Below are 22677 nucleotides of genomic sequence, written 5' to 3'. Positions count from 1 at the left end.
ACATCCAAGTCCCCGATTGACAAAGGGGGCACCGGGTTCATACATTGCGTTTCAAATTCAAGAACGCTGTTCCAATATCTGGAACACGAATGAAAGCCGAAGCCTCATGGACTCCACGCTTGCCAAGGGTCTCGCCGCCATCGAATGGATGGTGCGCCAGCAGCGCGACTGCCGCGTCACCGACCTGGCCCAGGCCTTCGGCATGGCGCGCAGCAACGCGCACCGCACGCTGCAGACCCTGGTGGAGTGCGGCTGGGCCGTGCAGGACCCGGACACGAGCACCTACCGGCCGAGCCTCAGGCTCTTCGAGCTGGGCGCCATGGTTTCCGAGGCATCGGACATCGGCTCGCTGCTGCGCCCTCATCTCGCGCGACTGGCGCAGGCCACCGGCGAGACCATCCACCTCGCGGTGCTCGACGGCGCCGAGATCGTCTACCTCGACAAGTTCGACAGCCCCCTGCCCGTGGCCGCCTACTCGCGCATCGGCGGCCGCGCGGCCGCGTACTGCGTGGCCTCGGGCAAGGCGCTTCTCGCGGCAGCGGGCCTGGGCGTGCCGGCGCTGCAGGAGTGCCTCGGCACGCTGGAGGCGCACACGAAGAACAGCATCACCGACTTCGAAACCCTTTTCAACGAGCTGGAACGCTCCCGCGCCCGCGGCTACGCCGAGAACCGCGAGGAATGGCGCATCGGCGTCTGCGGCCTCGGCGTGCCCGTGCTCAATGCGCGCGGCGAGGCCGTGGCGGCCGTCGGCATGAGCGTGCCCTCGATCCGCTTCGCGCGCACGCAGGCACGCGGGCTGGCCGATCACCTGATGGCCTGCGCGCGCGATGCCAGCGTCACGCTGGGCTATCGCGTGGGCGCCGCACCGGCCGGGCCATCGCCGATGTCGATCACAAAGAGAAGGAGACTCGAATGAAGCTGTTCTTCGCTTCCTGGCTGCGCGCCGGGTTGCTGGCCGTCACCGCACTCACCGCTCTCGCATCGCCCCTCGCCGCGCAGGCGGACAACGGCGGCGACTACCCGACGAAGCCTATCCGGCTGATCGTGCCCTACCCGCCCGGCGGCGGCACCGACGTGATCGCGCGCATCGTGCAGGAGCGCTTCTCGGCCCTGCTCGGCCAGCAGGTGCTCATCGACAACCGCGGCGGCGCGGCCGGCTCGATCGGCACCGAACTGGTGGCCAAGTCGCCGCCCGACGGCTACACGGTGCTCTTCACGCTGTCGTCGCACACCATCAACCCCGCCATCTACGCGAAGCTGGGCTTCGACACCGCTAAAGACTTCGCGCCCGTGGGCATGGTCGCCTCGCTGCCGCAGATCCTGGTGGCCAACACGCAGTTTCCGGCGAACACGGTGGCCGAGCTGGTCGCGCTGGCCAAGGCCAAGCCCGACAGCATCTCCTTTGCCTCGGTAGGCAACGGCTCGCCCGGGCACCTCGCTGGCGAGCTGCTGAAGCTGCGCACCGGCACCCAGATGACGCACGTGCCGTATCGCGGCGGCGGCCCTGCCGTGACCGACGTGATGGGCGGACAGGTGCCGCTGCTGTGGGTATCCATTCCCGCCGCCGCGCAGTTCGTGAAGGCCGGCAAGCTCAAGGCGCTCGCCGTTTCCACCACCAAGCGCAGCGCGGCCTTCCCTGACGTGCCGACGATGCAGGAGGCCGGCGTTCCCGACTTCGACGTCGACTCCTGGTACGCCGTGTTCGTGCCGGCGAAGACGCCGAAGCCCGCCATCGACAAGCTCAACCGCGTGATCAACACGGTCGTGAAGGAGCCGGAGATCCGCGACAAGCTGCTCGCGCAAGGCAGCGAAGGCGTGGGCGGAACGCCCGAGCAACTGGGCAAGGTCGTGACCGCCGAACTCGTGCGCTGGCAGAAGCTCGCCAAGGAAGCCAGCATCAAGGTGGATTGAGCCACACAGGTCCCCATGGAACATACGAACACCCCCTCCTCCCCCATCGCCGAGCTGGTGGCGCGCGCGCGCGCCGCGCAGCGCATCTACGAGACCTGGTCGCAGGCGCAGGTCGACACCGCCGTGGTCGCGGCGGGCTGGGCCATCATCGAGCCCGCGCGCAACCGCGAGCTGGCCGAGCTGGCCGTGAAGGACACCGGCGTGGGCAACGTCGAGGACAAGGTGCGCAAGAACCACCGCAAGACCTTCGGCCTGCTGCGCGACCTGCACGGCGCGCGCTCGGTCGGCGTGATCGCCGAAGACCCGGCGCGCGGCATCGTCGAGATCGCGCGGCCCGTGGGCGTGGTGTGCGCCGTCACGCCCTCGACCAACCCGGGCGCCACGCCGGCCAACAAGATCATCAATGCGCTCAAGGGGCGCAACGCAGTCATCGTCGCGCCCTCGCCCAAGGGCTGGTCGACGGCGGCGCGGCTCATCGAATTCATCCACCAGCAGTTCGACCGCATCGGCGCGCCGCGCGACCTCGTGCAGCTGCTGCCGGCGCCGGTCAACAAGCAGTCGACCGCCGAGCTGATGCGCCTGTGCGATCTGGTGGTGGCCACCGGCTCGCAGGCCAACGTGCGCGCGGCGTACGCAAGCGGCACGCCGGCCTTCGGCGTGGGCGCGGGCAACGTGGCGGGCATCGTCGACGAGACGGCGGATACAGCAGCCGCGGCTGACCGCATCGTGCGCTCGAAGACCTTCGACAACGCGACGAGCTGCTCGTCGGAGAACAGCCTCGTCATCGTCGACGCGGTGCGCGCGAAGATGCTTTCGGCACTGAAGGACCGTGGCGCCGTCATGCTCGCCGACGCGCAGAAAGCCACGCTGCAGAAGCTGATGTGGCCCGAGGGCAAGCTCTCGGCCGCCGTCATCGGGCAGTCGGCGCGCGTCATCGCCGAGCGCGCGGCCGAGGTCGATGGCGCCAACCGGGCCGCGTGGCAGGCGATTGCCGAAGCCGACCCGCGCATCCTCATGGTGGCCGAGGACGGCGTGGGGCACGACCACCCCTTCTCCGGCGAGAAGCTGAGCCCCGTGCTCGCGGTGTATGCGGCGCGCGACTTCGACGAGGCCGCCGCAACCGTGGCGCGCATCTACTCCTATGAGGGCGCAGGCCATTCGGTAGGCCTGCACAGCGCCGTGCCAGAGCGAGCGATGGCGCTGGGCCTCACGCTGCCGGTGTCGCGCGTGATCGTCGACCAGGCGCACTGCATCGCCACCGGCGGCAGCTTCGACAACGGGCTGCCCTTCTCGCTGTCGATGGGCTGCGGCACCTGGGGCAAGAACAACTTCTCCGACAACATGAACTACCGTCACTACCTGAACATCACGCGCGTGTCGCGGCCGATTCCCGAGGTGGTGCCGAGCGAGGAAGACATCTTCGGCGCCTTCTTCGCCAGCCACGGCGCGAAGTGAAGATGACGGCGGCCGCGACCACGGTGCATGCGCTGATCGAGCGCCAGGCACAGCAGCAGCCGCACGCGGTGTACGCGCGCGCCACGGAATCGGAACAGCACATCGCCTATGGCGAGCTCGCGCGCGGATGCCGTCGCGTCGCGGCCGTGCTGCGCGGGCTCGGCATGCAGCCGGGCGACACGGTGTCCGTCGTCATGCCCAACGGCCTGCAGACGCTGCGCCTGCTGCTGGGCGCGATGCATGGCGGCTTTCGCGTGAACCCGGTCAACCTGCTGTCGCAGCCCGAGCAGATGCACTATGTGCTCTCGCACTCCGACTGCCGCATGGTCTGCGTCGCGCCCGAATGGGAATCGCGCGTGCGCGGCATCGTCGACACCTTCGACCGGCCGGTGAAGCTGATCGTGGTCGACCCCGAAGGCGACGCGCTGCCCGGCGAAGAAGAAGCCGCCGAGGACGTGCCGCCGCCCTCGCCCGATGCCGTCGCGTTGCTGATGTACACCTCGGGCACCACCGGCAACCCCAAGGGCGTGATGCTCACGCAGCGCAACCTGGCGGCCAACGCGCACGCCATCAGCGCCGAGCATCAGCTGCGCCCGTCCGACCGCGTGCTCGCGGTGCTGCCGCTCTATCACATCAACGCCTTCACCGTGACCATGCTCGCGCCGCTGGCGCACGGCGGCAGCCTCGCGATGCCGCCGAAGTTCTCGGCCGGCCGCTTCTGGGAGCAGGCCACGCAGACGCAGTGCAGCTGGATCAACGTGGTGCCCACCATGATCTCGTACCTGCTCGAGGGCCCGCGACCGCCGCTCGCGCAGACGCTGGCCATCCGCTTCTGCCGGTCCGCTTCGGCCGCGTTGCCGCCGGAGCACCTGCGCGCCTTCGAGCAGATGTTCGGCATCGGCATCGTCGAGACCATGGGCCTCACCGAGACGGCTGCGCCGTCGTTCTCCAACCCGATGGATCCGGCCACACGCAAGCTCGGTTCGGTGGGCCGCGCCTCGGGCTGCATGGCCGGCGTGGTCGACGACAAGCTCTCGGCCGTGCCCAACGGCGTTACCGGCGAGATCGTCATCCGTGGGCCCAACGTGATGCTCGGCTACTACAAGAACGAGGAAGCCACCCGCGCCAGCTTCACGCCCGACGGCTGGCTGCGCACCGGCGACCTGGGCCACCGCGATGCAGACGGTTTCTTCTTCGTCACCGGCCGTATCAAGGAACTGATCATCAAGGGCGGCGAGAACATCGCGCCGCGCGAGATCGACGAGGCCCTGCTGAAGCACCCTGCCGTGCTCGAAGCCGCCGCCGTCGGCGTGCCCGACCGCCATTACGGCCAGGAGATCGGCGTGTGCATCGTGCTGCGCGAAGGCAGCGCCTGCACCGAGGAAGAGCTGCGCGACTTCGCCGCCACCGTGCTCGGCCGCTACAAGGCGCCCGGCCACTACCGCTTCGTGCAGGACCTGCCGCGCGGCCCTTCCGGCAAGGTGCAGCGCCTGAAGCTGACGCCGCTCTTCGAGGCATGACGGCGGCCGAACTGCTGGTGCCGCCGCTGGCGCCGGCGACGCTGGCCTACAGCCTGTGCGTGGTGTTCGCGGCCGGCATCGTGCGCGGCTTCGCGGGCTTCGGCTTCTCGGCCATCACCGTGGCGGGCATGTCGCTGGTGGTGTCGCCCGCGCTGGTGGTGCCCGCGATCTTCATGCTGGAGATCCTCGCCAGCCTGAGCCAGCTGCGCGGCATCGCGCGCGACGTTGACATGCCGTGGCTAGGCTGGCTGATGCTCGGCAACCTGATCTGCATTCCCATCGGCGTGGCGCTGCTCGCGTGGCTGCCCGAGACGCCGCTGCGCCTCTTGATCGGCGTGCTGCTGATGGCGGCAGCATTGCTGCTGCGCGCAGGCACGCATGTCGCGCTGGAGCCCACGCGCGGCCTGCGGCTGGTTGCCGGACTGGCTTCGGGCTTCATCAACGGCGTGGCGGCCATCGGCGGCATCGCCATCGCGGTGCTGCTGAGCACCGCGAAGATGGCGCCCGCCGCACTGCGCGCCACGCTGATTGCGCTGCTGCTGTTCAGCGACGTGGTGTCGCTGATCTGCGCGGCGCTGATGCCTTCTTCAACGCAGGCATCAGGCAACCTGCTGGGGCCGGACACACTCAAGTGGGCGCTGTGGCTGGCACCGGCGATGCTCGCAGGCATCTGGTGGGGGCAGCGCTCGTTCAAGGGCGTGTCGCCGGAGCAGTTCAGGCGGCATGTGCTGAATCTGCTGATTGCGTTGGCGACGGTGAGTGTGTTGCGGTCGGTGGCCAGCTGGTTGGGCTGAGCCGGCACATATCCACAGGACTACGAGAGCGCCTTGCAGAAACGATCTATTGCACTGCAGGCATCGTGAAGCGACTTCTCGTCCAGCGCGTAGGCGATCCGGAAGTAAGGACCCAACCCGAAGGCGCTGCCGTGAACCACAGCCACGTTCGCTTCCTCGAGCAACGCGCCCGCGACATCTTCATCGGTCCGTAACACGGTGCCCGCGGGCGTGGTCCCGCCGATCAGGTCCTTGCAGGAAACGAAGGCATAGAACGCACCACCGGGTTGGTCACATCGCAGGCCCGGCGTGCCGTTGAGCGAGGCCACCAGCAGATCGCGCCGCCGCTCGAACGAGTGCCTTGCCTCGCGGATGAAATCCTGCGGGCCGTTCAGGGCAGCGAGTGCCGCGTGTTGCGATATCGAACTGGCGCCGGAGGTCTGTTGACCCTGCAGCTTTTCCATGGCGTCCAACAACCAGCGCGGCCCGGTGCCGAAACCGATGCGCCAGCCGGTCATCGCATAGGCCTTGGATACACCGTTCATGGTCAGGGTGCGTGGCGCGATACGCGGTTCGGCCTGTGCCAGCGTGAAGAACCCGGCACCGTCGAAGACCAGGTGCTCGTAGATGTCGTCGGCCAGAACCAGCACATGCGGGTGCTTCAGCAGCACCTCCCCGAGCGCGCGCAGTTCCTGCAACGAATACACCGCGCCCGTCGGATTGCTCGGCGAATTGAGAATGAGCCAGCGCGTACGCGGCGTGATGGCCCTGTCGAGCGCATCGGGGGTCAGCTTGAACCCGGATGCGCTGTCGCATGCGATGACGACTGGCCTGGCACCGCAAAGCTGCACGATCTCCGGGTAGCTCACCCAGTACGGCGCCGGCACGATCACCTCGTCGCCGGCGTTCAGCGTGGCCGCGAGCGCATTGAAGATCACCTGCTTGCCGCCGGAGCAGACGATGGTGTCTTCCCATGCAACGTCCAGGCCGTTCTCCCGCCTGAACTTCGCCGCGACGGCCTCGCGCAACGCACGCATGCCGGCCACCTGGGTGTAGCGCGTGTGGCCGCTGCGGATGGCATCGACTGCGGCGTCGCAGATATGCACGGGCGTGTCGAAGTCAGGCTCTCCAGCCGAGAGGGAAATGACCTTTGCTCCCGCTGCCCGTCGCGCGGCAACGCGATCCATCATCCTGTAGGTAGCGGACGGCTGCGCGCTGTGCAGGTGAACGTTCAGTCGCCCGATAGCCAACGACGAGTCGATGGCGTTCATCCCGCCTTCCTCTGCAGCGTGTGATACCCCAGCGCCTCTCGCGCCTGCCCGAGTGTCCGGCCTTGCTCGATCTGTGCACGGATCTCCGCTTCCGCCGCCTCGATCCTGCGGGCGAGCTCGGCGACTTCCTGCGCCCTCGCGCGCGGCACCACCAGCACGCCGTTCGCATCGGCCACGACGATATCGCGCGCCACCACCCGGGCGCATCCGATTGCCACTGGCACATTCACGCCTTCGACCTGCACACGGTCTTTTCCGGTGCGCATGAAACGTCCCCTGGTGAACAGGGGGTAGCCGTCGTTCAGTGCCCTGGACACGTCGCGGCACACACCGTCGATGACCGTCGCGGCGATCTTCTTCTGCTGCGCGTACTGGGTCATGATGTCGCCCCATACCGTGCAATCGGTACGGCCGTCGTTGTCGATGACAAGCACATCGCCCTCGGCGACATCGTCGATGAAGTCGCCGACCGAACCAGCCGGCGTGCTGGCGGGGACGTACTTCACGGTGAAGGCAGGCCCCACGACGACCTGGCTGTAGTTCCCCAGGGGCATGATGCCGAAGCAATGGCCCGGCAGGCCGAGCCTGTCCATGGCGTCGGAGACACCGGGTGTGTCCAGTTCTTCGAACAATGCGACCAACGCCTGGTCTTGCTGGTTCATTCTGTTTTTCCTTTCGAATCGGGCTATCTCTATCTGCTAGAGGCCATGGGCCTGGAGCACCTTGTCGAGCCAGCCCTGCCCGGGCCGTCCGGTTGCAATCTCGGTCTTGATGGCGTTCTCCGTCCGCACGGTCTGTTCGACGGCTTTCAGCAGTCGATCGCCATCCGCTGGCGCGAAGGTGACGATGCCGTCCTCGTCGCCCACGACGATGTCGCCTGGCTGCACCACCTGGCCGCCCACGGTGACTGCGCGATTCGCCGTTCCCGGGCCGAGCTTGTAGGGGCCGCGATGGGTCGCGCTGCGCGCGAAGCATGGGAAGTCGGCTTCGAAGAAGGCGCCCGTATCCCGGATCGCGCCGTCGATCACGAAGCCGGCGCAGCCGCGCTGGATCGCGTAGAGCATGATCAGTTCGCCCACAAGGGCGTTGGTCGGATCGCCGCCGCCGTCGACCACGAGAACGTGGCCCGGCTCCATCTCCTTCAAGGCACGGTAGATCAGCAGGTTGTCGCCCGGCCGCGCCTTGATGGTGTAGGCCGTGCCGACCAGCTTCCTGGACCGGTGGAAACGCCGCAGTCCGGTAATGCCCGACAGGCGGCGAAGGTTGTCGCTGATGTGCGGCGTCACCACCGACTGCAAGGCATCGGTCAGATGCCGTGGGGCCAGCGGGGGGACCGGACCGAACTCGAAGTTGGGATTGCTCATCGGAAGGCACCCGTCACGGTCGTGTTGCCCGGACTGCGGTCAAGTCGGTCATTTCGGGGATGCATGGCTTTCCATCGGAAGATCGTTGGGCTGCGCCCAGAGGCGCTGCAGCGCGGCTGGCGGCGCCATGTTCAGGCGCACGCCGCGCGGTGGAATGGGTTCCAGGTACCACTTGCTCCAGAGCGTCTTCATCTCCCCCGAGCGGATCAACTCGCGGATGGTGTCGTCGGCGATGGCCTTCAGGGAGGCATCGTCCTTGCGCAGCATGATGGCCAGCGGCTCCGTATTGAGCACCTCGCCCACGACGGCGAACTCCGACGGATTCTTCGACGCGGCAATCGTGGCGCTGAGCAGGCCTGCATCGATGACCCAGGCGTCGGCCTTGCCCGACTCCAGGATCAGGAAGCTTTCCGCGTGATCCTTGCCGAGCACTTCATTGATCTTCAGGCCGCCGGCGCGGCTGTTACGGCGCAGATGCTGCACGGACGTGGTGCCCGTGGTCGCCACGACGGTCTTGCCTTCCAGGTCCTTGACGGAGCGGATGTTCGACGCAGTGCGAACGGCCATGCGCACCTCCTCGATGTAGGTCGTCAGGGTGAAAGCAACGTCCTGCTGGCGCGCGAGGTTGTTGGTGGTCGAGCCGCACTCCAAGTCGACGCTGCCGTTCCTCACCAGCGGCACGCGGTTCTGCGAGGTCACCACCTGGTAGCGGACATCGATCTTCTGGAGCCCCAGGTTCTTGCGGATGGCCTCGACGATGCGATGGCAGATGTCCACCTGAAACCCGACTGGCTGGTTCTCGGCCAGCAGGTAGGACATGGGCATCGAGCTGTCGCGCACGCCGAGGGTGATGGTCGCGGTGCTTCGGATCTTCTCGAGCGTCTGTGCGCCGACCGGTGCGGCCAGCGCGCACGCAAGCACGACGGCCGTTGCCAGCGAGGAAAGCGGATTCATGGAAGACCTTTCTTGCAACTCAGCGGGAAGGAAGCTCTGCGGCGCGCTCGTCCATGACGGCCGCAAAGTTCCTGTCGTGCATCGCTTCAGCCACCGACTGGCCGGCGCGGATTCTCGACACCATGCCTGCCTGCTTGGAGGCAGTTCGCTCCGCGATGTCGAGCACGTCGTCGATGTGCGCGGCAGCGATGAAAACCGAGCCGCATCGGTCGGCGATCACGAAGTCGTCCTGCGCGACCTTCACGCCCGCAACCACGACGGGCTCACCCACGCTGGTCTGCACGAGACGGTTTCGCGCGCTCACCATGGTCACGCCACGCCCGTACACCGGATAGCCGATCTCCTCGCTGCCGGCGATGTCGCGGCTGTAGCCGTCGAGGACGGAGCCGCGGATGTGCTTCATGCGCGCCGCATTGGCCACGATGTCGCCCCAGCAGGAGATGCCTTCGATGCCGCCCGCGATGACCAGGATGCGGTCGTCGCCCTGGCTCTGCGCAATCACGCTGGTAATGGGGTGCACGGTGAGTTCGCCATCAACCTGCTTCGGCGCAAGCTGGATGGTCGAGGCCCGGCCGACGATGCGGGGGCAATCCCACAGAGGCCTCAGCCCGACAGTGGCGCCTGGCAGGTTCAGGAAGTCGAGCGCGTCGGAGACGGTGTTGGTGTCGAGGGCCGCGAGGCGGGAGAGTCGGTGAAGGTCGGCGGTCATGGGTGTCGTTGGAGAGTTGCACGGAAGCTGGGACAGCGCCGCAATGTTCCAGTGCCCGTTCCGATACGTCCATTCCCATAAGACGAATAGCTTGATAGGCTTGGCATATCACATGATCAACTTCCGGCTCCTCAAACACCTGTACCTGTTCTCTGTCGTGGCACAGGAACGGCACTTTCGGCGCGCGGCCGCACGGCTCGGCATGTCGCAGCCGCCGCTGACGGAGCAGATCCAGGTGCTGGAAGCGGCGCTGCGGGTGAAGCTCTTCGAGCGTTCCAGCAAGGGCGTGCAGCTCACGCCGGAAGGCACGGCCATCCTGCCGGCCGTGCAGAAACTGGTGCTTCATATGGAGCGGCTCGAAGTCGCCGTGCAGGAGGCGATCTCGGGCAAGGGCCGTGTCGTGACCATCGGCGCCATCACTTCAGCCATGGCGAGCCTGCTGCCCACGCTCATTGCACAGGTGAAGGTCGCGATGCCGGACGTGAAGCTCGCAGTCATCGAGATCGACAGTGCCGAGGCGCTGACGGCCCTGGGAGACGGAACGATCGACATTGCGTTCGCCCGCATGGAAGGCGAGACCGGCGCCGCGATCAGCACCCGCCCGCTGCTGACCGAACAACTGGGCGTTGCGCTACCACCCTGGCACGCGCTTGCGCGTCAGCCCGTGGTGAGCATGCGCGACCTGGCGGACGAGGAGTTCATCATGTTCCCGCGACGAGTGAGCCCTTCGTTCTTCGATGGCATCGTCTCCGCGTGCCACTCGCATGGGTTTACGCCGCGCATCCTCCATGAAACGCGTTCCGTCGCCTCGCAGATCGCACTGGTCGGATGCAGCCAGGGCGTGGCGCTGGTGCCGCTGGGATTGCAGAACATCGGTGGAGACACGGTAGTGGTGCGGCCGCTGCGCGAGGAGGTGAGCCTCGTGACCATCGCCGTCGCGTGGAGCAACCGCGTGCCGGACCCGATGATCGAGCAGATCGTCGGCATAGCGACGAGCACCGACGTGAAGTCGGTGGCGTTGTGACGCTCACGGCACCAGCTTGCCAGCATCGTAGGCCGCGCAATAGACCTCCCAGTCCTCCTCTACCTGCACGGCGCATTGCTGCGCGGCGTCCAGCAGATCGCGCCGCCACGACTTCACCGATGCGCCGAAATCGACCAGCGCATCCGCAATCGCCGAACCCTGGCGCCCCGAACTGCGCAGGTGCGCCCAGGCCATCAGCTGCCCCATCTCCGCGATCGTGCCTCGGACATGGTCGAGGCCGGTGCGACGCACGTCGAGGCTCACGCGGTCTTCGCTGGGCTGCAGGCCGCGCAGCACGTAGGAAGACTTGCCGTCGACGATCGGGTGCAGGAAGGCCATCGACACGGCCTGCATGCGGCGCTGGAGCGTCACCACGCGGTGCGCGTTCGACGGCCATGCGGGCTGCCTGATCTTCGCCAGGTGCGGCACGAGCGACGACGCGGGTGCCTGCTTCAGGTCGAGCAGGTAATTGCCGTCGGGCGAGCCCTTGCCTTCGACCAGGATCACGTAGCGCTCCACGCCCAGGCTGCCGGTGCCGGCGATGCGCCGGGCCACGTCGAGCACCTTGAAGAAGCCGGGGTTGTCCTGCGTCTCCGCGAACGCGGCGACCAGCTTCTTCGCCCGTTCCTGCCCGGCCTTGTCGGCCGGCAGCGCGTGCTCTCCGTCGCGCAGGATGCGCCTGCGGCCGTTCTTCTTCCGCTCGGTGCGCTTGTCCAGGAGCTCGGGCCGGGTGCGGGCCTTGAGCGTCGCGAGCAGATCGTGGATCAGGCCGCTGGCGGTGTCACGCTCCACCCAGCGGGCCTTGCCGAGCGCCAGCGCGCCGGCATAGCCGTCGAGAAACACCCTGCACAGCGCGTTCGCGTCGTCGCGCGTGGCGCGCAGGCTGTCGCCGGCCACCAGGATGCTCGTGAGGAAGCGCACCAGCTCCCACGTCACGGGCGCAAGGGCCGACTCGTCGAAGTCGTTGATGTCGAAGTACACGAGCCGGTTGTCGCCCTTGTAGCTGCCGAAGTTCTCCAGGTGGGCGTCACCGCACAGCCAGGCCACGGGCGCCTTCGCGAACAGCGCGTCCGAGGGCAGGCGGTCGTGGAAAAGGTGGCAGGTGCCGCGCAGGAAGACGAAGGGGCTGGAACGCAGCTTCTCGTACTTCATCGCCAGGCGCTCGGGGTCGCGGCCGGCGTTGAAGTTGCGGATGGTCTTGACGACGTTGGCCATGGCGTTTTTCTCCCGCTGGGTGAGCGGCAGATTCTCTGTCAATGCATGCGGCGCGGTGTCGTATCGTTGCGGCTGCCCCGACTTCCGGCTCGCCGATCCGCCCGACATGCTTCTTGCAGCCCCCTCCGACAGTGCCGCGCGCGTCCCCATCGTTCCCATCGACAGGGTGGACGTCGCCGACCTGCCCCGCAGCGCGGGCTCGCCGTTCTTCGCCCGACTGCGCGCCGCGGCCGGGCAGGTCAGTCTGCGTGCGCCCGACCCTCGCCAGGCGACGCGCTGGCACCCGCATGCCATCGGCGGTGTCCGGTGGCGCCTTGCACAGCCGCTGACCTTCACGCCCTACGCATCGGTGCAGCCCTGCTCCGCGCGCTGCGGCTTCTGTTCGGAGAATCTGCGCAAGGCCGACGGTGGCGTGCCGGCCTCCCTGCTTCGGCCCGACCACGGCTATTTCGACGGCCTTGCCCGCGCGCTGCGGGCCCTGCGCGGCGTGCCGCTGTCGTGGTCGCTCTCGGGCCTGGAGACCAGCGACGACGCCGGCTGGATGCTCCGGCTTCTGGATACGCTGGCTGCCGCCGAAGCCGGCGATGGCCCGCTCGTGAAAGACCGCGTGCTGTACAGCAACGGCGCCGGCTTCGCCAAGCCCGACGGCTCCGGCCTGCGACGCGCGCTGCGGGACTTCGGCCTGAGCTGGCTCGAGCTGTCCCGCCATCACCACGACGGAGCGGCCAACCAGGCCATCATGCGTTTCAGGCCCGGGCTCGCCATTGCCGACCAGGCGGTGTTCGAGCGGACCGCGCAACAACTGGCCTCGGCCATGCCGCTGCGCATGGTGTGCATCCTCCAGCGCGACGGCATCGCGCGGCCGCCGGACGTTGCGGCCTACCTCTCGTGGGCTCGGGAGCGCTGCGGCGCCGGCACCGTCGTCTTCAGGGAGTTCTCGCGGCTCGACGGCAGCTACCGCGAGAACGCCACGGCCCGTTACCTGCAGGCACAGCGGGTGCCGATGGACGCGCTGCTGGCCGCCTGCCTCGACGACGATGACGTCTCCCGCGGATGGACGGTCGAGAGCCTGACCGAGGGCTACTACTTCTGGAACCTGCGCCTGCGCACCGCGGACGGCCTGGCCGTGATCTTCGAGAGCTCCGACTACGGCGCCATGCACGCACGCCACGCGAGCGGCGACATCTACAAGCTGGTCTATTTCGCCGACGGAAAACTCTGCGCTGGCTGGGAGTCGGGACGCGACGTGCTGCTCGACACCCGTTCGTCGCGGGAGCATGCCGATGCCTGACCACAGCTGGCTGATGCTCGACCACGAGTCGCCGCGCCACCGCCTGCCCGACGACCTGCGCGCACGCGACCCGCTGGGCGCGCGCGACTGCGGCTGGGTCGAGCAGATGACGCCGTTCATCCGCCGCTTCTCGCAGCCCGGCGACACGGTCTTCGATCCCTTCGCGGGCTTCGGCACGACCCTGCTCGCGGCGCGCCTCGAAGGCCGGCGGGCCGCCGGCTGCGAAGTCGACGCGGACCGGCTCGGGCTGATTCGCGAGCGGCTCGCGCGCCACGGCATCGGTGCCGATGACGACGGCGTCGCCTTGCTGCACGGCTCCTGCGACGCACTCGACGGCGCGGCACCGCAGCCTTTCGAGCTCTGCCTCACCAACGTGCCCTACTTCGGATGCCGATGGCCGGGAGCACCGGCTGCCGGCCAGCTCTACGACAGCCGCAGCTATGCGCAGCACCTGGAAGGCCTGCGCGACGTGTTCCACGCCGTTCGCACCCATCTGCGCGAAGACGGCCACTGCATAGCGATGGTGCAGAACCTCCGCATCGGCGAGCGCATGCTGCCCCTGGCCTTCGATCTCGCGCGCATCCTCGGTTCGCTCTTCACCATGGAAGAAGAGCGGGTGCTGATCTACCCGCACGGCGAAGAAACAGGTGCCGCCGACGATGCCGACGCGGCACGCACGGACCGCCGCCACGAATACGCGCTGGTGTTCCGCAAGCAACGCGCGCGCATCGATCTGCAAGCCACGGCCGAACTGCTCGAGGCCTTGCGCGCGCAAGGCCATGCCTTCACCCTCGTCGGCAGCTTCGCGCGATGGCTGCAAGACCCGAAGCAGGACACGCAACCGGCCGACGCTGACATTCGCGTCGCTGCCGATCCGCAGCGGCTGGACGCGCTGCTGCGCGACTTGCGCGACCGTGGCTTCGCGCTGGCGAGCTGGGACGAACCTGTCGCCCTGCCCCTGCATTTCGAGAGCTATCGCGGGCGCTACTACTTCCGAGCGGAAAGAGTCGACAGCAGCGGCGCCATGGTGCGGCTGGACATCTGCTACGAGCAGTAGCAGTAGCAGTAGCAGTAGCAGTATCCGGGCCGCCTCAGAGCAGCGCGGCCATCTTCTCGGCCGCAGCCTTCAGCGCGTCGATGCGCCGGACGGCGTCGTCCATCGACATGCGCGCCGTCGGAGCATGCACAGCCAGCGCGGCGCGCACCGCGCCGGCCGCGTCGCGCACCGGCACGGCCACCGCCACCAGGCCGGCGATGAATTCCTCGTTGTCTCGCGAATAGCCCTGCTTCGCGATCGCATCGCACTCGGTGCGCAGCGCATCGGCACTGGTGATGGTGTTGGGCGTCATGCGCTCCAGCGGCAGCCCGTCGATGAATGCATCGCGCGCCTTCGCCGGCATCTGCGCGAGGAAAAGCTTGCCGCTGGCCGTGCAGTGCAGCGGCACGTGCGAGCCCACGTCGAGCGTCAGGCGCAGCGGCCATTGCGCTTCGACGCGGTCGAGGTACAGCACCTGCGCGCCGTCGAGCGTGGTGAGGTTGCAGGTCTCGCCCACCTGACGCACCAGCGCCGACAGCACCTCGTGCCGCAGCCCACGCACCACGCCGTGGTTCAGCGTATCGAAGGCCAGCCTGCGCAGCGCGGGGCCGACGGTGAAGGAGCGTTCGTCCACGTCGCGCGCGAGGAAGCCGGTGGCCAGCAGCTGAGTGCAGATGCGGTGCGCGGTGCCCTTGGGCAGGCCGAGCTGCGCGGCGAGCTCGGCGAGCGTGAGGGCGCGGCCTTCGTTGGCAAGCAGCGCCAGCAGGCGCAGGCTGCGCTCGGCCGAGGAGCCGGAGGCGGAGGCGGACGCGGGCTCCGGCTCCTCCGGGGGAATCGCTGCGGCAGATACGCGCGCATTACGTGACATGCAGATAAACCTTATGGGCGGAGAAACATTCCAGGAATCGCCGGCCGTGAACAGCCAGGCGGGGGCGATTGTTCCATTGCCGGGCTTTCGGGGTATTCCGGAAACTCCGGACAGAGAACCCGTATTCGCTGACGCATGCAGTGCTCAAAAGATCGATAAAAGCTCGCTTCGTAAACAAAAATCTGCCATTTGTTATCAAAAAACAAAAAAGAGGAAGCAAGACTTAAGAAAACAGCATTCATGGCCGAAAAGAAAAGCACGGAAGCCGGCCGCCCGGAACGCGGCACTTCCGGCAATGCGTATTGCCCTTTTCTTTCCTTCTCTCCGGATTTGGACCCATGAAAACTCTCTCGACCCGGAAACTGCTCGCCGGGACTTTCACCGTACTCGCGCTGCTGGTGCTGCTCGTGAGCCTGCTGGCCCAGCGTTCGCTGAGCGCGGCCGACCATCGCTTCTCCGGATACATCGCCGGCATCGCACATCGTCAGGCGCTGGCCACCGGCATCAGCGTCGCGGCCAGTCAGCGGGCCATCGGCGTGCGCGACATGGTGCTTCTGGACCGTCCGACCGATCGCGAATCGGCCAAGGCGATGGCGGTCGGAAGCAACGGACAGCTGGAATCCGGCTTGAAAGAACTCAAGGCAGCGCTCGAAGCTGGAGAAGACATCACGGACGGCGAGCGAGCCATCTTTGCAAGGATCCAAAAAATCGAAAAGGAGTACCTGCCCATCGCGTTGTCCATCGTCGAGCTCGCCGGTGCCGGAAAGCTCGACGAGGCCATCCAGAAGATGAACGTAGAGTGCAGGCCCTTGCTCGTGCAACTTCTCGCCGCCTCGAAGGAATACATGGACCACGGCGAAGAGATTTCCCGAAGGAACGTCGAGGCTTCCGCGGCCGCGTATTCCAGGCAGCGGACCCTGCTGCTTGCCTTGAGCATCTTTGCCGTGCTTGCTGCAGCAGCGCTGGGCGTCTTCATTGCGCGTCGTCTTTTCCTGGCTCTTGGCGACGAACCGGCCAAGCTCAGCGTGGCAGCCCACAACGTCGCCGAGGGCGATCTCCGCGAAATCGACGGCGCGCACGAGGCCCCCGAGGGCAGCGTGCTAGCGTCCATGGCCATCATGCAGCGGCAGCTGGTGGGGCTCATCGGCCAGGTCCGCTCTTCCGCCGACAGCATCGCCGTGGCGAGCGCCGAGATCGCTCATGGCAACAACGACCTTTCCCGTCGAACGGAGTCGCAGGCGTCTTCGCTCGAAGAAACCGCGGCCTCCATGGAAGAACTCAATTCCACCGTCAGGCGCAACGCCGACAACGCCACCGAAGCGAACCGGCTCGCCGACAGCGCGAGCACCGTGGCCATGCGCGGCGGCGAGGTCGTGGTGCAGGTCGTGGAGACGATGAAGAGCATCAACGACAGCAGCAGGCGGATCGCCGACATCATCGGCGTGATCGACGGCATCGCCTTCCAGACCAACATCCTCGCGCTGAACGCAGCCGTCGAGGCCGCGCGCGCGGGCGAGCGGGGGCGAGGCTTCGCTGTGGTTGCCTCCGAAGTGCGCAGTCTCGCGAGCCGGTCGGCCGACGCCGCCAAGGAAATCAAGGCACTGATCAGCGCGAGCGTCGATCGCGTCGAAACCGGTTCGGCGCTGGTGGATCGCGCCGGAGTCACCATGTCGGAAGTCGTCGACTCCATCAGGCGGGTCGCGGACATCGTCGGCGAAATCAGCACGGCCAGCTCCGAGCAAAGCGTCGGTGTAGCGCAGGTCAGCGAGGCGGTGATGCAGCTTGACCAGGCAACACAGCAGAATGCCGCGCTGGTCCAGGAAAGCGCAGCCGCCGCCGGAAGCATGAAGTTCCAGGCCGACCGACTGGTGGAAGCCGTTTCGGTCTTCCGGATCAAGGCACCCCGTCCGAGCGCCACGCCAGTGCTTCAGATCCCGGCGTGAACCGGGGGCAGGTTTCCCAATTCCTGAGCAACACGGCTCTTCGACTGCAAAGGTTCGGCGGACGCCTGGAGCAGCCCGTCTCTCGCACGCCGGCATGCGGGTAAACCTTAAAAATGGAACATTGCGTTCCGAAAATCAATGGCCTAGGATTCGGTCAGGTGCTGTGCTCGCTCCTCCGCACGACGCCAGCAAGACCCACAGAACCTCCCAGGACCCCATTGCATGCCTGAAGAAGAGTTCGACTACATCGTCGTCGGCGCAGGCTCCGCCGGCTGCGTGCTCGCCGGCCGGCTCAGCGAAGACCCGGCCACGCGCGTGCTGCTGCTCGAGGCTGGCCCGGCGGACCGTTCGCTGTGGATTCACCTGCCCATCGGCTACGGCAAGACGATGTGGAGCCCCACCTACAACTGGCGCTTCGAGACCGACCCCGACCCGAACATGAACGGCCGGCGCATCTACTGGCCGCGCGGCAAGACGCTGGGCGGATCGAGCTCCATCAACGGCCTGATCTACATCCGCGGCCAGCGCGAGGACTACGACCACTGGGCCGCGCTCGGCAACGCCGGCTGGAGCTACGACGAAGTGCTGCCCTACTTCATCCGCTCCGAGGGCAACCAGCGCGGCGGCGACGCCTTCCACGGTGGCGAGGGGCCGCTGAAAGTTTCGGACATCGCGGCGAAGCATGAGCTGATCGAAGCCTTCATCGACGGTGCCGCGCAGACCGGCGTGCCGCGCACGAGCGACTTCAACGGCGCCGCGCAGGAAGGCGCCGGCTACTACCAGCTCACCACGCACAAGGGCTGGCGTTGTAGCACGGCCAAGGCCTACCTGACGCCGGCGGTGAAGCGGCGGCCCAACCTCCGCATCGAGACCGAGGCGATGGCCGAACGGCTGGTGTTCGACGGCCGGCGCGCCGCGGGCATCACCTACCGCCAGGGCGGCGAGCTGAAGACCGCGCGCTGCCGCGCGGAGGTTCTGCTGTCGGCCGGCTCGCTGCAGTCGCCGCAGCTGCTGCAGCTCTCGGGCATCGGCCCGCGCGCGCTGCTCGAGCGCTTCGGCATCGCGCCGGTGCACGAGCTACCCGGCGTCGGCGAGAACCTGCAGGACCACCTGCAGATCCGCCTGGGCTACGAGTGCACAAAGCCCATCACCACCAACGACCAGCTCAACTCCTGGTTCGGACAGATGGGCATGGGCCTCGAATGGCTGCTGCACCGCACCGGCCCGCTGGCAGTGGGCATCAACCAGGGCGGCTGCTTCATGCGCGCGCTGAAGGACGAAAGCGGCCGGCCGGTGGCGGCCACGCCCGACATCCAGTTCCACGTCGCCACGCTCTCGGCCGACATGGCGGGCGGCAAGGTGCATCCGTACTCGGGCTTCACGATGTCGGTGTGCCAGCTGCGGCCCGAGTCGCGCGGCCACGTGCGCATCCGCTCGCTCGACGCGGCCGAGCCGCCCGAGATGCAGCCCAATTACCTTTCCACCGAGCTCGACCGCGCGACCACCGTAGCCGGCGTGAAGGCGGCACGCGCGATTGCCGAATCTCCCGCGATGCGGCCCTATGTGAAGCGCGAGGTGAAGCCCGGCCCCGACGCCGCGAGCGACGCCGACCTGCTGGAGTTCTGCCGCAACAACGGCGCCACCATCTTCCACCCCACCGGCACCTGCCGCATGGGCAGCGACGCCCTCGCCGTGGTCGATGCGCGCCTGCGCGTGCACGGCGTGGCGGGGCTGCGCGTGATCGACTGCTCGGCGATGCCGACGCTGGTGTCGGGCAACACCAACGCACCCGCCGTGATGATGGCCGAGAAGGCCGTCGACCTGATCAGAGAGGACGCGAGAGCGGCGGCCGCCGCGCACTGATTCTTTTGCAGACCAAGGCCCGCAGAGGCCGCCACGACAAACCTCATCGGAGACAAACATGAGTGCAAGCGACGAGAAAGCGATTCGCAGGGTGGTGGTTTCGGCCCTGGTGGGCGCCACCATCGAGTGGTACGACTTCTTCCTGTACGGCGTGGTGGCCGGCATCGTGTTCAACAAGCTCTACTTCCCGGGCAGCGACCCGGTGGTGTCGACCTTGCTGGCCTACACGACCTTCGCGGTGGGCTTCGTCACGCGGCCGCTGGGCGGCGTGATCTTCGGCCACTTCGGCGACAAGATCGGCCGCAAGAGCATGCTCATCATCACGCTGATGATCATGGGCGTGGCCACCTTCCTCATCGGGCTTGTGCCCACCTATGCGCAGATCGGCATCGCGGCGCCGCTGCTGCTGTTGCTGCTGCGGGTGGCGCAGGGCATCGGGCTGGGCGGCGAATGGGGCGGCGCGGTGCTCATGGCCTACGAGTACGCGCCGAAGGAAAAGCGCGGCTTCTACGCCTCGCTGCCGCAGATCGGGCTGGCCATCGGGCTGTGCATGGCCTCGGGCGTGGTGGCGCTGCTGTCGTGGCTTCTCACCGACGAACAGTTCCTCTCGTGGGGCTGGCGCATCGCCTTCCTGATCTCGGGCGCGATGGTGATCGTGGGCATGTATATCCGCCTGCACGTGAAGGAAACGCCGGAGTTCGCCGCGGTGAAGGCGCGCAACGCCGAGCTGCGCATTCCCTTCATGGACATGCTGCGGCGCTACCCGGGCAATGTGCTCAAGGGCATGGGCGCGCGCTACATCGACGGCGTGTTCTTCAACATCTTCGGCGTGTTCTCCATCAACTACCTCACGACCACCATCAAGATCAACCGCACCGAGGCGCTGCTGGGCGTGATGGCCGCGGCGGTGGTGATGTGCTTCGCCATTCCCTTCTTCGGGCGCATGTCCGACCGGCTGGGTCGGCCGCGCGTGTACATGTGGGGCTCGCTCATCACGGCCGTGTCGGCGTTCCCGGGCTTCTGGCTGATGACGCACAGCGGCGGCAACGTGCTGCTGGTGTGGCTGTCGATCATCGTGCCCTTCGGCATCCTGTACGCCTCGGTGTACGGACCCGAGGCCGCCCTCTTCTGCGACCTGTTCGACGCGAAGGTGCGCTACACGGGCATCAGCTTCGTCTACCAGTTCTCGGGCATCTTCGCCTCGGGCATTACGCCGATCATCGCGACGGCGCTGCTCAAGTCGGGCGGTGGCGAGCCGTGGCAGATCTGCATGTACGTGCTGTTCGCGGGCGTGGTGTCGGCGGTGTGCGCGTGGATGATCGGGCGCAGCGCCTCGCCCGCGGATTCGCCGGTGGCGGTGGCGTCGCGCTGAAGGTTCTCCCGGAGCGTCTCAAAGGGCGCCGCCCATGCCGAGGGCGCGCATCACGGCCGCCGTGCGCGTCTCCACGCCCAGCTTCACGTACACGTGCTCCAGGTGCTTGTGCACGGTGCGCGGGCTGATCTGAAGCAAGGCGGCGATCTCGGCATCGGTCTTTCCGCACGATAGCCAGCGCATGACGTCGCCCTCGCGGGGCGTAAGGCCGGGCGGCGGCGAGGCGGCAGGAGCCGGCGCCTCTGCGCGGCAGGCCAGCCGGTACAGCAGGGCCACCGCAACCGCATGCTCCAGCCCCGCGCGACGGTAGTGGTCGGCCTGCATCGAGGCCCGGCGGAATTCGCGCCGTCGCGGCGCCTTCGTCGGCATGCGGCGGATTGCATGCACGCCGCGATGCCGCACGGGCGATTGTCCGGACTCGAGTTGCTCCAGCAGGCGAAGTGCGCTCGCGCAATCGCCGCGCGTGAGATGCGTCATGGCGTGCCCCTTTCATCGTGCCGCATACGCATTGCTGCGTATGGCGCCTGCCTGCAGCGGGACGGAGGATGACCACTGTCCCTCTGCCGCGAGCCCAGTATAGGCAGGCGGGGGACGCGCGAGCCGTCCGCCGGCGAAGGGGATACACATGGCTATCGACGAAACAAGGCTTAACGCGTTCATGGGTAACTTCGTCCATGACATCGGCGCCGTGATGCACGCCGCAACCATCGTCGTGGGCGACCAGCTCGGCCTGTACAAGGAGATGGCCAAGGGCCCCGGCACCGCGGAGGAACTGGCCAAACGCACCGAGACCGATCCGCGCTACCTGCGCGAATGGCTCTCGGCCCAGGCCGCCAGCGGCTACGTGGAATATGAGCCGGCAAGCCAGCGCTTCTCGCTCACGGAAGAGCAGGCCTTCGCGCTCGCCGAGGAAGGCAGCCCGGCCTTCGTGCCCGGCGCCTTCCAGATCGCGGTGGCACAGTTCAAGGCCGTGCCCAAGATGATCCAGGCCATGCGCACGGGCCTGGGCATCGGCTGGCACGAGCATGACCCTGCGCTCTTCCACGGCACCGAGCGCTTCTTCAGGCCCGGCTATGCGGCCAACCTGGTGAGCCAGTGGATCCCGGCGCTCGAAGGCGTTCCGGCCGCGCTCGAGCGCGGCGCGCGCGTGGCCGACGTGGGCTGCGGGCATGGCGCGTCGACGCTGCTGATGGCGCAGGCCTATCCCGAGTCGAGCTTCGTCGGCTTCGACTATCACGCGCCGTCGATCGAGCGTGCGCGCGAGACGGCCCGCAAGGCCGGCATCGACGATCCGAAGCGGCTGAGCTTCGAGGTCGCGAGCGCGAAGGACTTTCCGGGCAAGGACTACGACCTGGTGGCCTTCTTCGACTGCCTGCACGACATGGGCGACCCCGTCGGCGCGGCGGCGCACGTGCGCGGCAGCCTCAAGCCTGGAGGCACGTGGATGCTCGTGGAACCCTTCGCCAACGACCGGCTGGAGGACAACATGAACCCCGTGGGGCGCGTGTTCTATTCGGCGTCGAACTTCATCTGCACGCCGGCCTCGCGTTCGCAGGAAGTGGGCCTGTGCCTGGGCGCGCAGGCCGGCGAGGCGCGCCTGCGCGACGTGGCCGCCAAAGGCGGCTTCGCGCACTTCCGCCGCGCCAGCGAAACGCCCTTCAACCTGATCTTCGAAGCACGTCCGTGAGGACATTCCAGGAGGCGCCGCCATGTCACGCCAATACATCGATTGCCGCGAGTACCCGAGCACGACGAACTGCAGCGTCGCGCTCAGCGCCGACAGCGAGAGCGAACTGCTCGATGCCGCCGTGCAGCACGCCGTGACCGTCCACGGCCACACCGACACGCCCGAGCTGCGCAAGCAACTGGTGGGCCTTTTCAAGACCGGCACGCCGCCGCTGCAGGCACCCGCGCAGAAGACGCCCGCCTGACGAGCCCTTCGCGGCAACGCCTGCCACTGCATGGCGGCGATGAATACCTTCGGCTGAACGCGAGCGTTCCCCTTGCGGGGAAGCCCGCGCACGCCGCTTGAACGCTCCCTTGCCCGGCAAGCGCGATTCGCCAAGTCGCGCTATGGTTCGCTGCCACCCACGGCGAACCATACGAAG

21 protein-coding genes are annotated in these 22677 nt (G+C 67.5%); 13 read left to right on the top strand and 8 right to left on the bottom strand.

Going from position 1 to position 22677, the window contains the following annotated elements; translation table 11 throughout:
* The first annotated feature begins 106 nt into the window (after positions 1-106).
* Genes BMY35_RS14880 through BMY35_RS14860 form a run of 5 tightly spaced genes read left to right on the top strand, consistent with a single transcriptional unit; the run spans position 107 to position 5680 of the window.
* Positions 107-916, top strand: a complete 810-nt coding sequence (locus tag BMY35_RS14880; protein WP_093200150.1) for an IclR family transcriptional regulator — start codon at positions 107-109, stop codon at positions 914-916.
* Positions 913-1911 carry a tripartite tricarboxylate transporter substrate binding protein gene (locus BMY35_RS14875; protein ID WP_093200147.1) on the top strand — a complete coding sequence of 333 codons (999 nt, stop codon included), beginning with the start codon at positions 913-915 and terminating at the stop codon, positions 1909-1911. The genes BMY35_RS14880 and BMY35_RS14875 overlap by 4 nt, the downstream gene beginning before the upstream one ends.
* Positions 1912-1926: 15 nt before the next feature.
* On the top strand, positions 1927-3366 hold the full coding sequence (locus BMY35_RS14870; protein ID WP_093200144.1) for an acylating sulfoacetaldehyde dehydrogenase: 1440 nt from the start codon (positions 1927-1929) through the stop codon (positions 3364-3366).
* A 2-nt stretch (positions 3367-3368) separates the two neighbouring features.
* Positions 3369-4886: an AMP-binding protein gene (locus BMY35_RS14865; RefSeq protein WP_093200143.1), complete on the top strand. Its 1518-nt coding sequence runs from the start codon at positions 3369-3371 to the stop codon at positions 4884-4886.
* Positions 4883-5680 carry a sulfite exporter TauE/SafE family protein gene (locus BMY35_RS14860; RefSeq protein ID WP_093200142.1) on the top strand — a complete coding sequence of 266 codons (798 nt, stop codon included), beginning with the start codon at positions 4883-4885 and terminating at the stop codon, positions 5678-5680. The genes BMY35_RS14865 and BMY35_RS14860 overlap by 4 nt, the downstream gene beginning before the upstream one ends.
* 20 nt (positions 5681-5700) lie before the next feature.
* Here the strand turns inward: BMY35_RS14860 and BMY35_RS14855 are convergent, their stop codons facing one another.
* The 5 genes from BMY35_RS14855 to BMY35_RS14835 are packed head-to-tail and all read right to left on the bottom strand — an operon-like array spanning position 5701 to position 9957.
* Complete coding sequence (locus BMY35_RS14855) at positions 5701-6930, bottom strand: pyridoxal phosphate-dependent aminotransferase (RefSeq protein WP_093200141.1); 1230 nt, start codon at positions 6928-6930, stop codon at positions 5701-5703.
* Positions 6927-7592: an RraA family protein gene (locus BMY35_RS14850; RefSeq protein ID WP_093200135.1), complete on the bottom strand. Its 666-nt coding sequence runs from the start codon at positions 7590-7592 to the stop codon at positions 6927-6929. Before BMY35_RS14850 ends, BMY35_RS14855 begins: the two co-directional genes overlap by 4 nt.
* Positions 7593-7628: 36 nt before the next feature.
* Positions 7629-8294 (bottom strand): RraA family protein, encoded by a 666-nt coding sequence (locus tag BMY35_RS14845; RefSeq protein ID WP_093200134.1) that lies wholly within the window; start codon positions 8292-8294, stop codon positions 7629-7631.
* A gap of 48 nt (positions 8295-8342) precedes the next feature.
* Positions 8343-9248 carry an amino acid ABC transporter substrate-binding protein gene (locus tag BMY35_RS14840; RefSeq protein WP_093200133.1) on the bottom strand — a complete coding sequence of 302 codons (906 nt, stop codon included), beginning with the start codon at positions 9246-9248 and terminating at the stop codon, positions 8343-8345.
* Between the two features lie 19 nt (positions 9249-9267).
* Positions 9268-9957 carry an RraA family protein gene (locus BMY35_RS14835; RefSeq protein WP_093200132.1) on the bottom strand — a complete coding sequence of 230 codons (690 nt, stop codon included), beginning with the start codon at positions 9955-9957 and terminating at the stop codon, positions 9268-9270.
* 112 nt (positions 9958-10069) lie between these two features.
* Between BMY35_RS14835 and BMY35_RS14830 the strand changes: the two genes are divergently transcribed.
* A complete protein-coding gene (locus BMY35_RS14830; RefSeq protein ID WP_093200131.1) occupies positions 10070-10981 on the top strand; it encodes a LysR family transcriptional regulator in 912 nt (303 codons plus the stop codon).
* 3 nt (positions 10982-10984) lie between these two features.
* Here BMY35_RS14830 and BMY35_RS14825 read toward each other — a convergent pair whose 3' ends face one another.
* Positions 10985-12196: a DUF2252 domain-containing protein gene (locus tag BMY35_RS14825; RefSeq protein WP_093200130.1), complete on the bottom strand. Its 1212-nt coding sequence runs from the start codon at positions 12194-12196 to the stop codon at positions 10985-10987.
* 106 nt (positions 12197-12302) lie between these two features.
* Here BMY35_RS14825 and BMY35_RS14820 point away from each other — a divergent pair, with 106 nt between their 5' ends.
* Entirely contained in the window at positions 12303-13487 is a 1185-nt protein-coding gene (locus tag BMY35_RS14820) for a hypothetical protein (protein ID WP_218152994.1), read from the top strand.
* On the top strand, positions 13480-14544 hold the full coding sequence (locus tag BMY35_RS14815; RefSeq protein ID WP_093200129.1) for a DNA methyltransferase: 1065 nt from the start codon (positions 13480-13482) through the stop codon (positions 14542-14544). Before BMY35_RS14820 ends, BMY35_RS14815 begins: the two co-directional genes overlap by 8 nt.
* Before the next feature lie 34 nt (positions 14545-14578).
* Here the strand turns inward: BMY35_RS14815 and BMY35_RS14810 are convergent, their stop codons facing one another.
* Positions 14579-15391, bottom strand: a complete 813-nt coding sequence (locus BMY35_RS14810) for an IclR family transcriptional regulator (RefSeq protein WP_093200126.1) — start codon at positions 15389-15391, stop codon at positions 14579-14581.
* Positions 15392-15729: 338 nt separating this feature from the next.
* Here BMY35_RS14810 and BMY35_RS14805 point away from each other — a divergent pair, with 338 nt between their 5' ends.
* From BMY35_RS14805 to BMY35_RS14795, 3 genes are all read left to right on the top strand, one after another.
* Positions 15730-17334 carry a methyl-accepting chemotaxis protein gene (locus BMY35_RS14805; RefSeq protein WP_093200123.1) on the top strand — a complete coding sequence of 535 codons (1605 nt, stop codon included), beginning with the start codon at positions 15730-15732 and terminating at the stop codon, positions 17332-17334.
* Between the two features lie 222 nt (positions 17335-17556).
* A complete protein-coding gene (locus tag BMY35_RS14800; RefSeq protein ID WP_093200122.1) occupies positions 17557-19197 on the top strand; it encodes a GMC family oxidoreductase in 1641 nt (546 codons plus the stop codon).
* 58 nt (positions 19198-19255) lie between these two features.
* Positions 19256-20569 carry an MFS transporter gene (locus BMY35_RS14795; protein ID WP_093200121.1) on the top strand — a complete coding sequence of 438 codons (1314 nt, stop codon included), beginning with the start codon at positions 19256-19258 and terminating at the stop codon, positions 20567-20569.
* Positions 20570-20587: 18 nt separating this feature from the next.
* On the opposite strand, the gene BMY35_RS14790 is transcribed toward BMY35_RS14795, so the two are convergent.
* Complete coding sequence (locus tag BMY35_RS14790) at positions 20588-21046, bottom strand: helix-turn-helix transcriptional regulator (protein WP_093200120.1); 459 nt, start codon at positions 21044-21046, stop codon at positions 20588-20590.
* A gap of 148 nt (positions 21047-21194) precedes the next feature.
* Here BMY35_RS14790 and BMY35_RS14785 point away from each other — a divergent pair, with 148 nt between their 5' ends.
* Positions 21195-22256: a class I SAM-dependent methyltransferase gene (locus BMY35_RS14785; protein ID WP_093200119.1), complete on the top strand. Its 1062-nt coding sequence runs from the start codon at positions 21195-21197 to the stop codon at positions 22254-22256.
* Between the two features lie 22 nt (positions 22257-22278).
* Positions 22279-22500, top strand: a complete 222-nt coding sequence (locus BMY35_RS14780; protein ID WP_093200118.1) for a DUF1059 domain-containing protein — start codon at positions 22279-22281, stop codon at positions 22498-22500.
* The last annotated feature ends 177 nt before the right edge of the window (positions 22501-22677 follow it).

Origin of the sequence: Variovorax sp. YR750, from assembly GCF_900109805.1 — a bacterium.
GTDB lineage: Bacteria > Pseudomonadota > Gammaproteobacteria > Burkholderiales > Burkholderiaceae_C > Variovorax > Variovorax gossypii.
This window is presented reverse-complemented; position numbering and strand designations above follow the sequence as displayed.

What these genes read in the sequence shown, in the direction of transcription:
- BMY35_RS14780 (WP_093200118.1), top strand. Translation starts at nt 22,279, where the DNA reads ATGTCACGCCAATACATCGATTGCCGCGAGTACCCGAGCACGACGAAC.
- BMY35_RS14865 (WP_093200143.1), top strand. Translation starts at nt 3,369, where the DNA reads ATGACGGCGGCCGCGACCACGGTGCATGCGCTGATCGAGCGCCAGGCA.
- BMY35_RS14840 (WP_093200133.1), bottom strand. Translation starts at nt 9,248, where the DNA reads ATGAATCCGCTTTCCTCGCTGGCAACGGCCGTCGTGCTTGCGTGCGCG.
- BMY35_RS14825 (WP_093200130.1), bottom strand. Translation starts at nt 12,196, where the DNA reads ATGGCCAACGTCGTCAAGACCATCCGCAACTTCAACGCCGGCCGCGAC.
- BMY35_RS14785 (WP_093200119.1), top strand. Translation starts at nt 21,195, where the DNA reads ATGGCTATCGACGAAACAAGGCTTAACGCGTTCATGGGTAACTTCGTC.
- BMY35_RS14855 (WP_093200141.1), bottom strand. Translation starts at nt 6,930, where the DNA reads ATGAACGCCATCGACTCGTCGTTGGCTATCGGGCGACTGAACGTTCAC.
- BMY35_RS14835 (WP_093200132.1), bottom strand. Translation starts at nt 9,957, where the DNA reads ATGACCGCCGACCTTCACCGACTCTCCCGCCTCGCGGCCCTCGACACC.
- BMY35_RS14795 (WP_093200121.1), top strand. Translation starts at nt 19,256, where the DNA reads ATGAGTGCAAGCGACGAGAAAGCGATTCGCAGGGTGGTGGTTTCGGCC.
- BMY35_RS14820 (WP_218152994.1), top strand. Translation starts at nt 12,303, where the DNA reads ATGCTTCTTGCAGCCCCCTCCGACAGTGCCGCGCGCGTCCCCATCGTT.
- BMY35_RS14810 (WP_093200126.1), bottom strand. Translation starts at nt 15,391, where the DNA reads ATGTCACGTAATGCGCGCGTATCTGCCGCAGCGATTCCCCCGGAGGAG.
- BMY35_RS14805 (WP_093200123.1), top strand. Translation starts at nt 15,730, where the DNA reads ATGAAAACTCTCTCGACCCGGAAACTGCTCGCCGGGACTTTCACCGTA.
- BMY35_RS14880 (WP_093200150.1), top strand. Translation starts at nt 107, where the DNA reads ATGGACTCCACGCTTGCCAAGGGTCTCGCCGCCATCGAATGGATGGTG.
- BMY35_RS14815 (WP_093200129.1), top strand. Translation starts at nt 13,480, where the DNA reads ATGCCTGACCACAGCTGGCTGATGCTCGACCACGAGTCGCCGCGCCAC.
- BMY35_RS14830 (WP_093200131.1), top strand. Translation starts at nt 10,070, where the DNA reads ATGATCAACTTCCGGCTCCTCAAACACCTGTACCTGTTCTCTGTCGTG.
- BMY35_RS14850 (WP_093200135.1), bottom strand. Translation starts at nt 7,592, where the DNA reads ATGAACCAGCAAGACCAGGCGTTGGTCGCATTGTTCGAAGAACTGGAC.
- BMY35_RS14870 (WP_093200144.1), top strand. Translation starts at nt 1,927, where the DNA reads ATGGAACATACGAACACCCCCTCCTCCCCCATCGCCGAGCTGGTGGCG.
- BMY35_RS14845 (WP_093200134.1), bottom strand. Translation starts at nt 8,294, where the DNA reads ATGAGCAATCCCAACTTCGAGTTCGGTCCGGTCCCCCCGCTGGCCCCA.
- BMY35_RS14875 (WP_093200147.1), top strand. Translation starts at nt 913, where the DNA reads ATGAAGCTGTTCTTCGCTTCCTGGCTGCGCGCCGGGTTGCTGGCCGTC.
- BMY35_RS14790 (WP_093200120.1), bottom strand. Translation starts at nt 21,046, where the DNA reads ATGACGCATCTCACGCGCGGCGATTGCGCGAGCGCACTTCGCCTGCTG.
- BMY35_RS14800 (WP_093200122.1), top strand. Translation starts at nt 17,557, where the DNA reads ATGCCTGAAGAAGAGTTCGACTACATCGTCGTCGGCGCAGGCTCCGCC.
- BMY35_RS14860 (WP_093200142.1), top strand. Translation starts at nt 4,883, where the DNA reads ATGACGGCGGCCGAACTGCTGGTGCCGCCGCTGGCGCCGGCGACGCTG.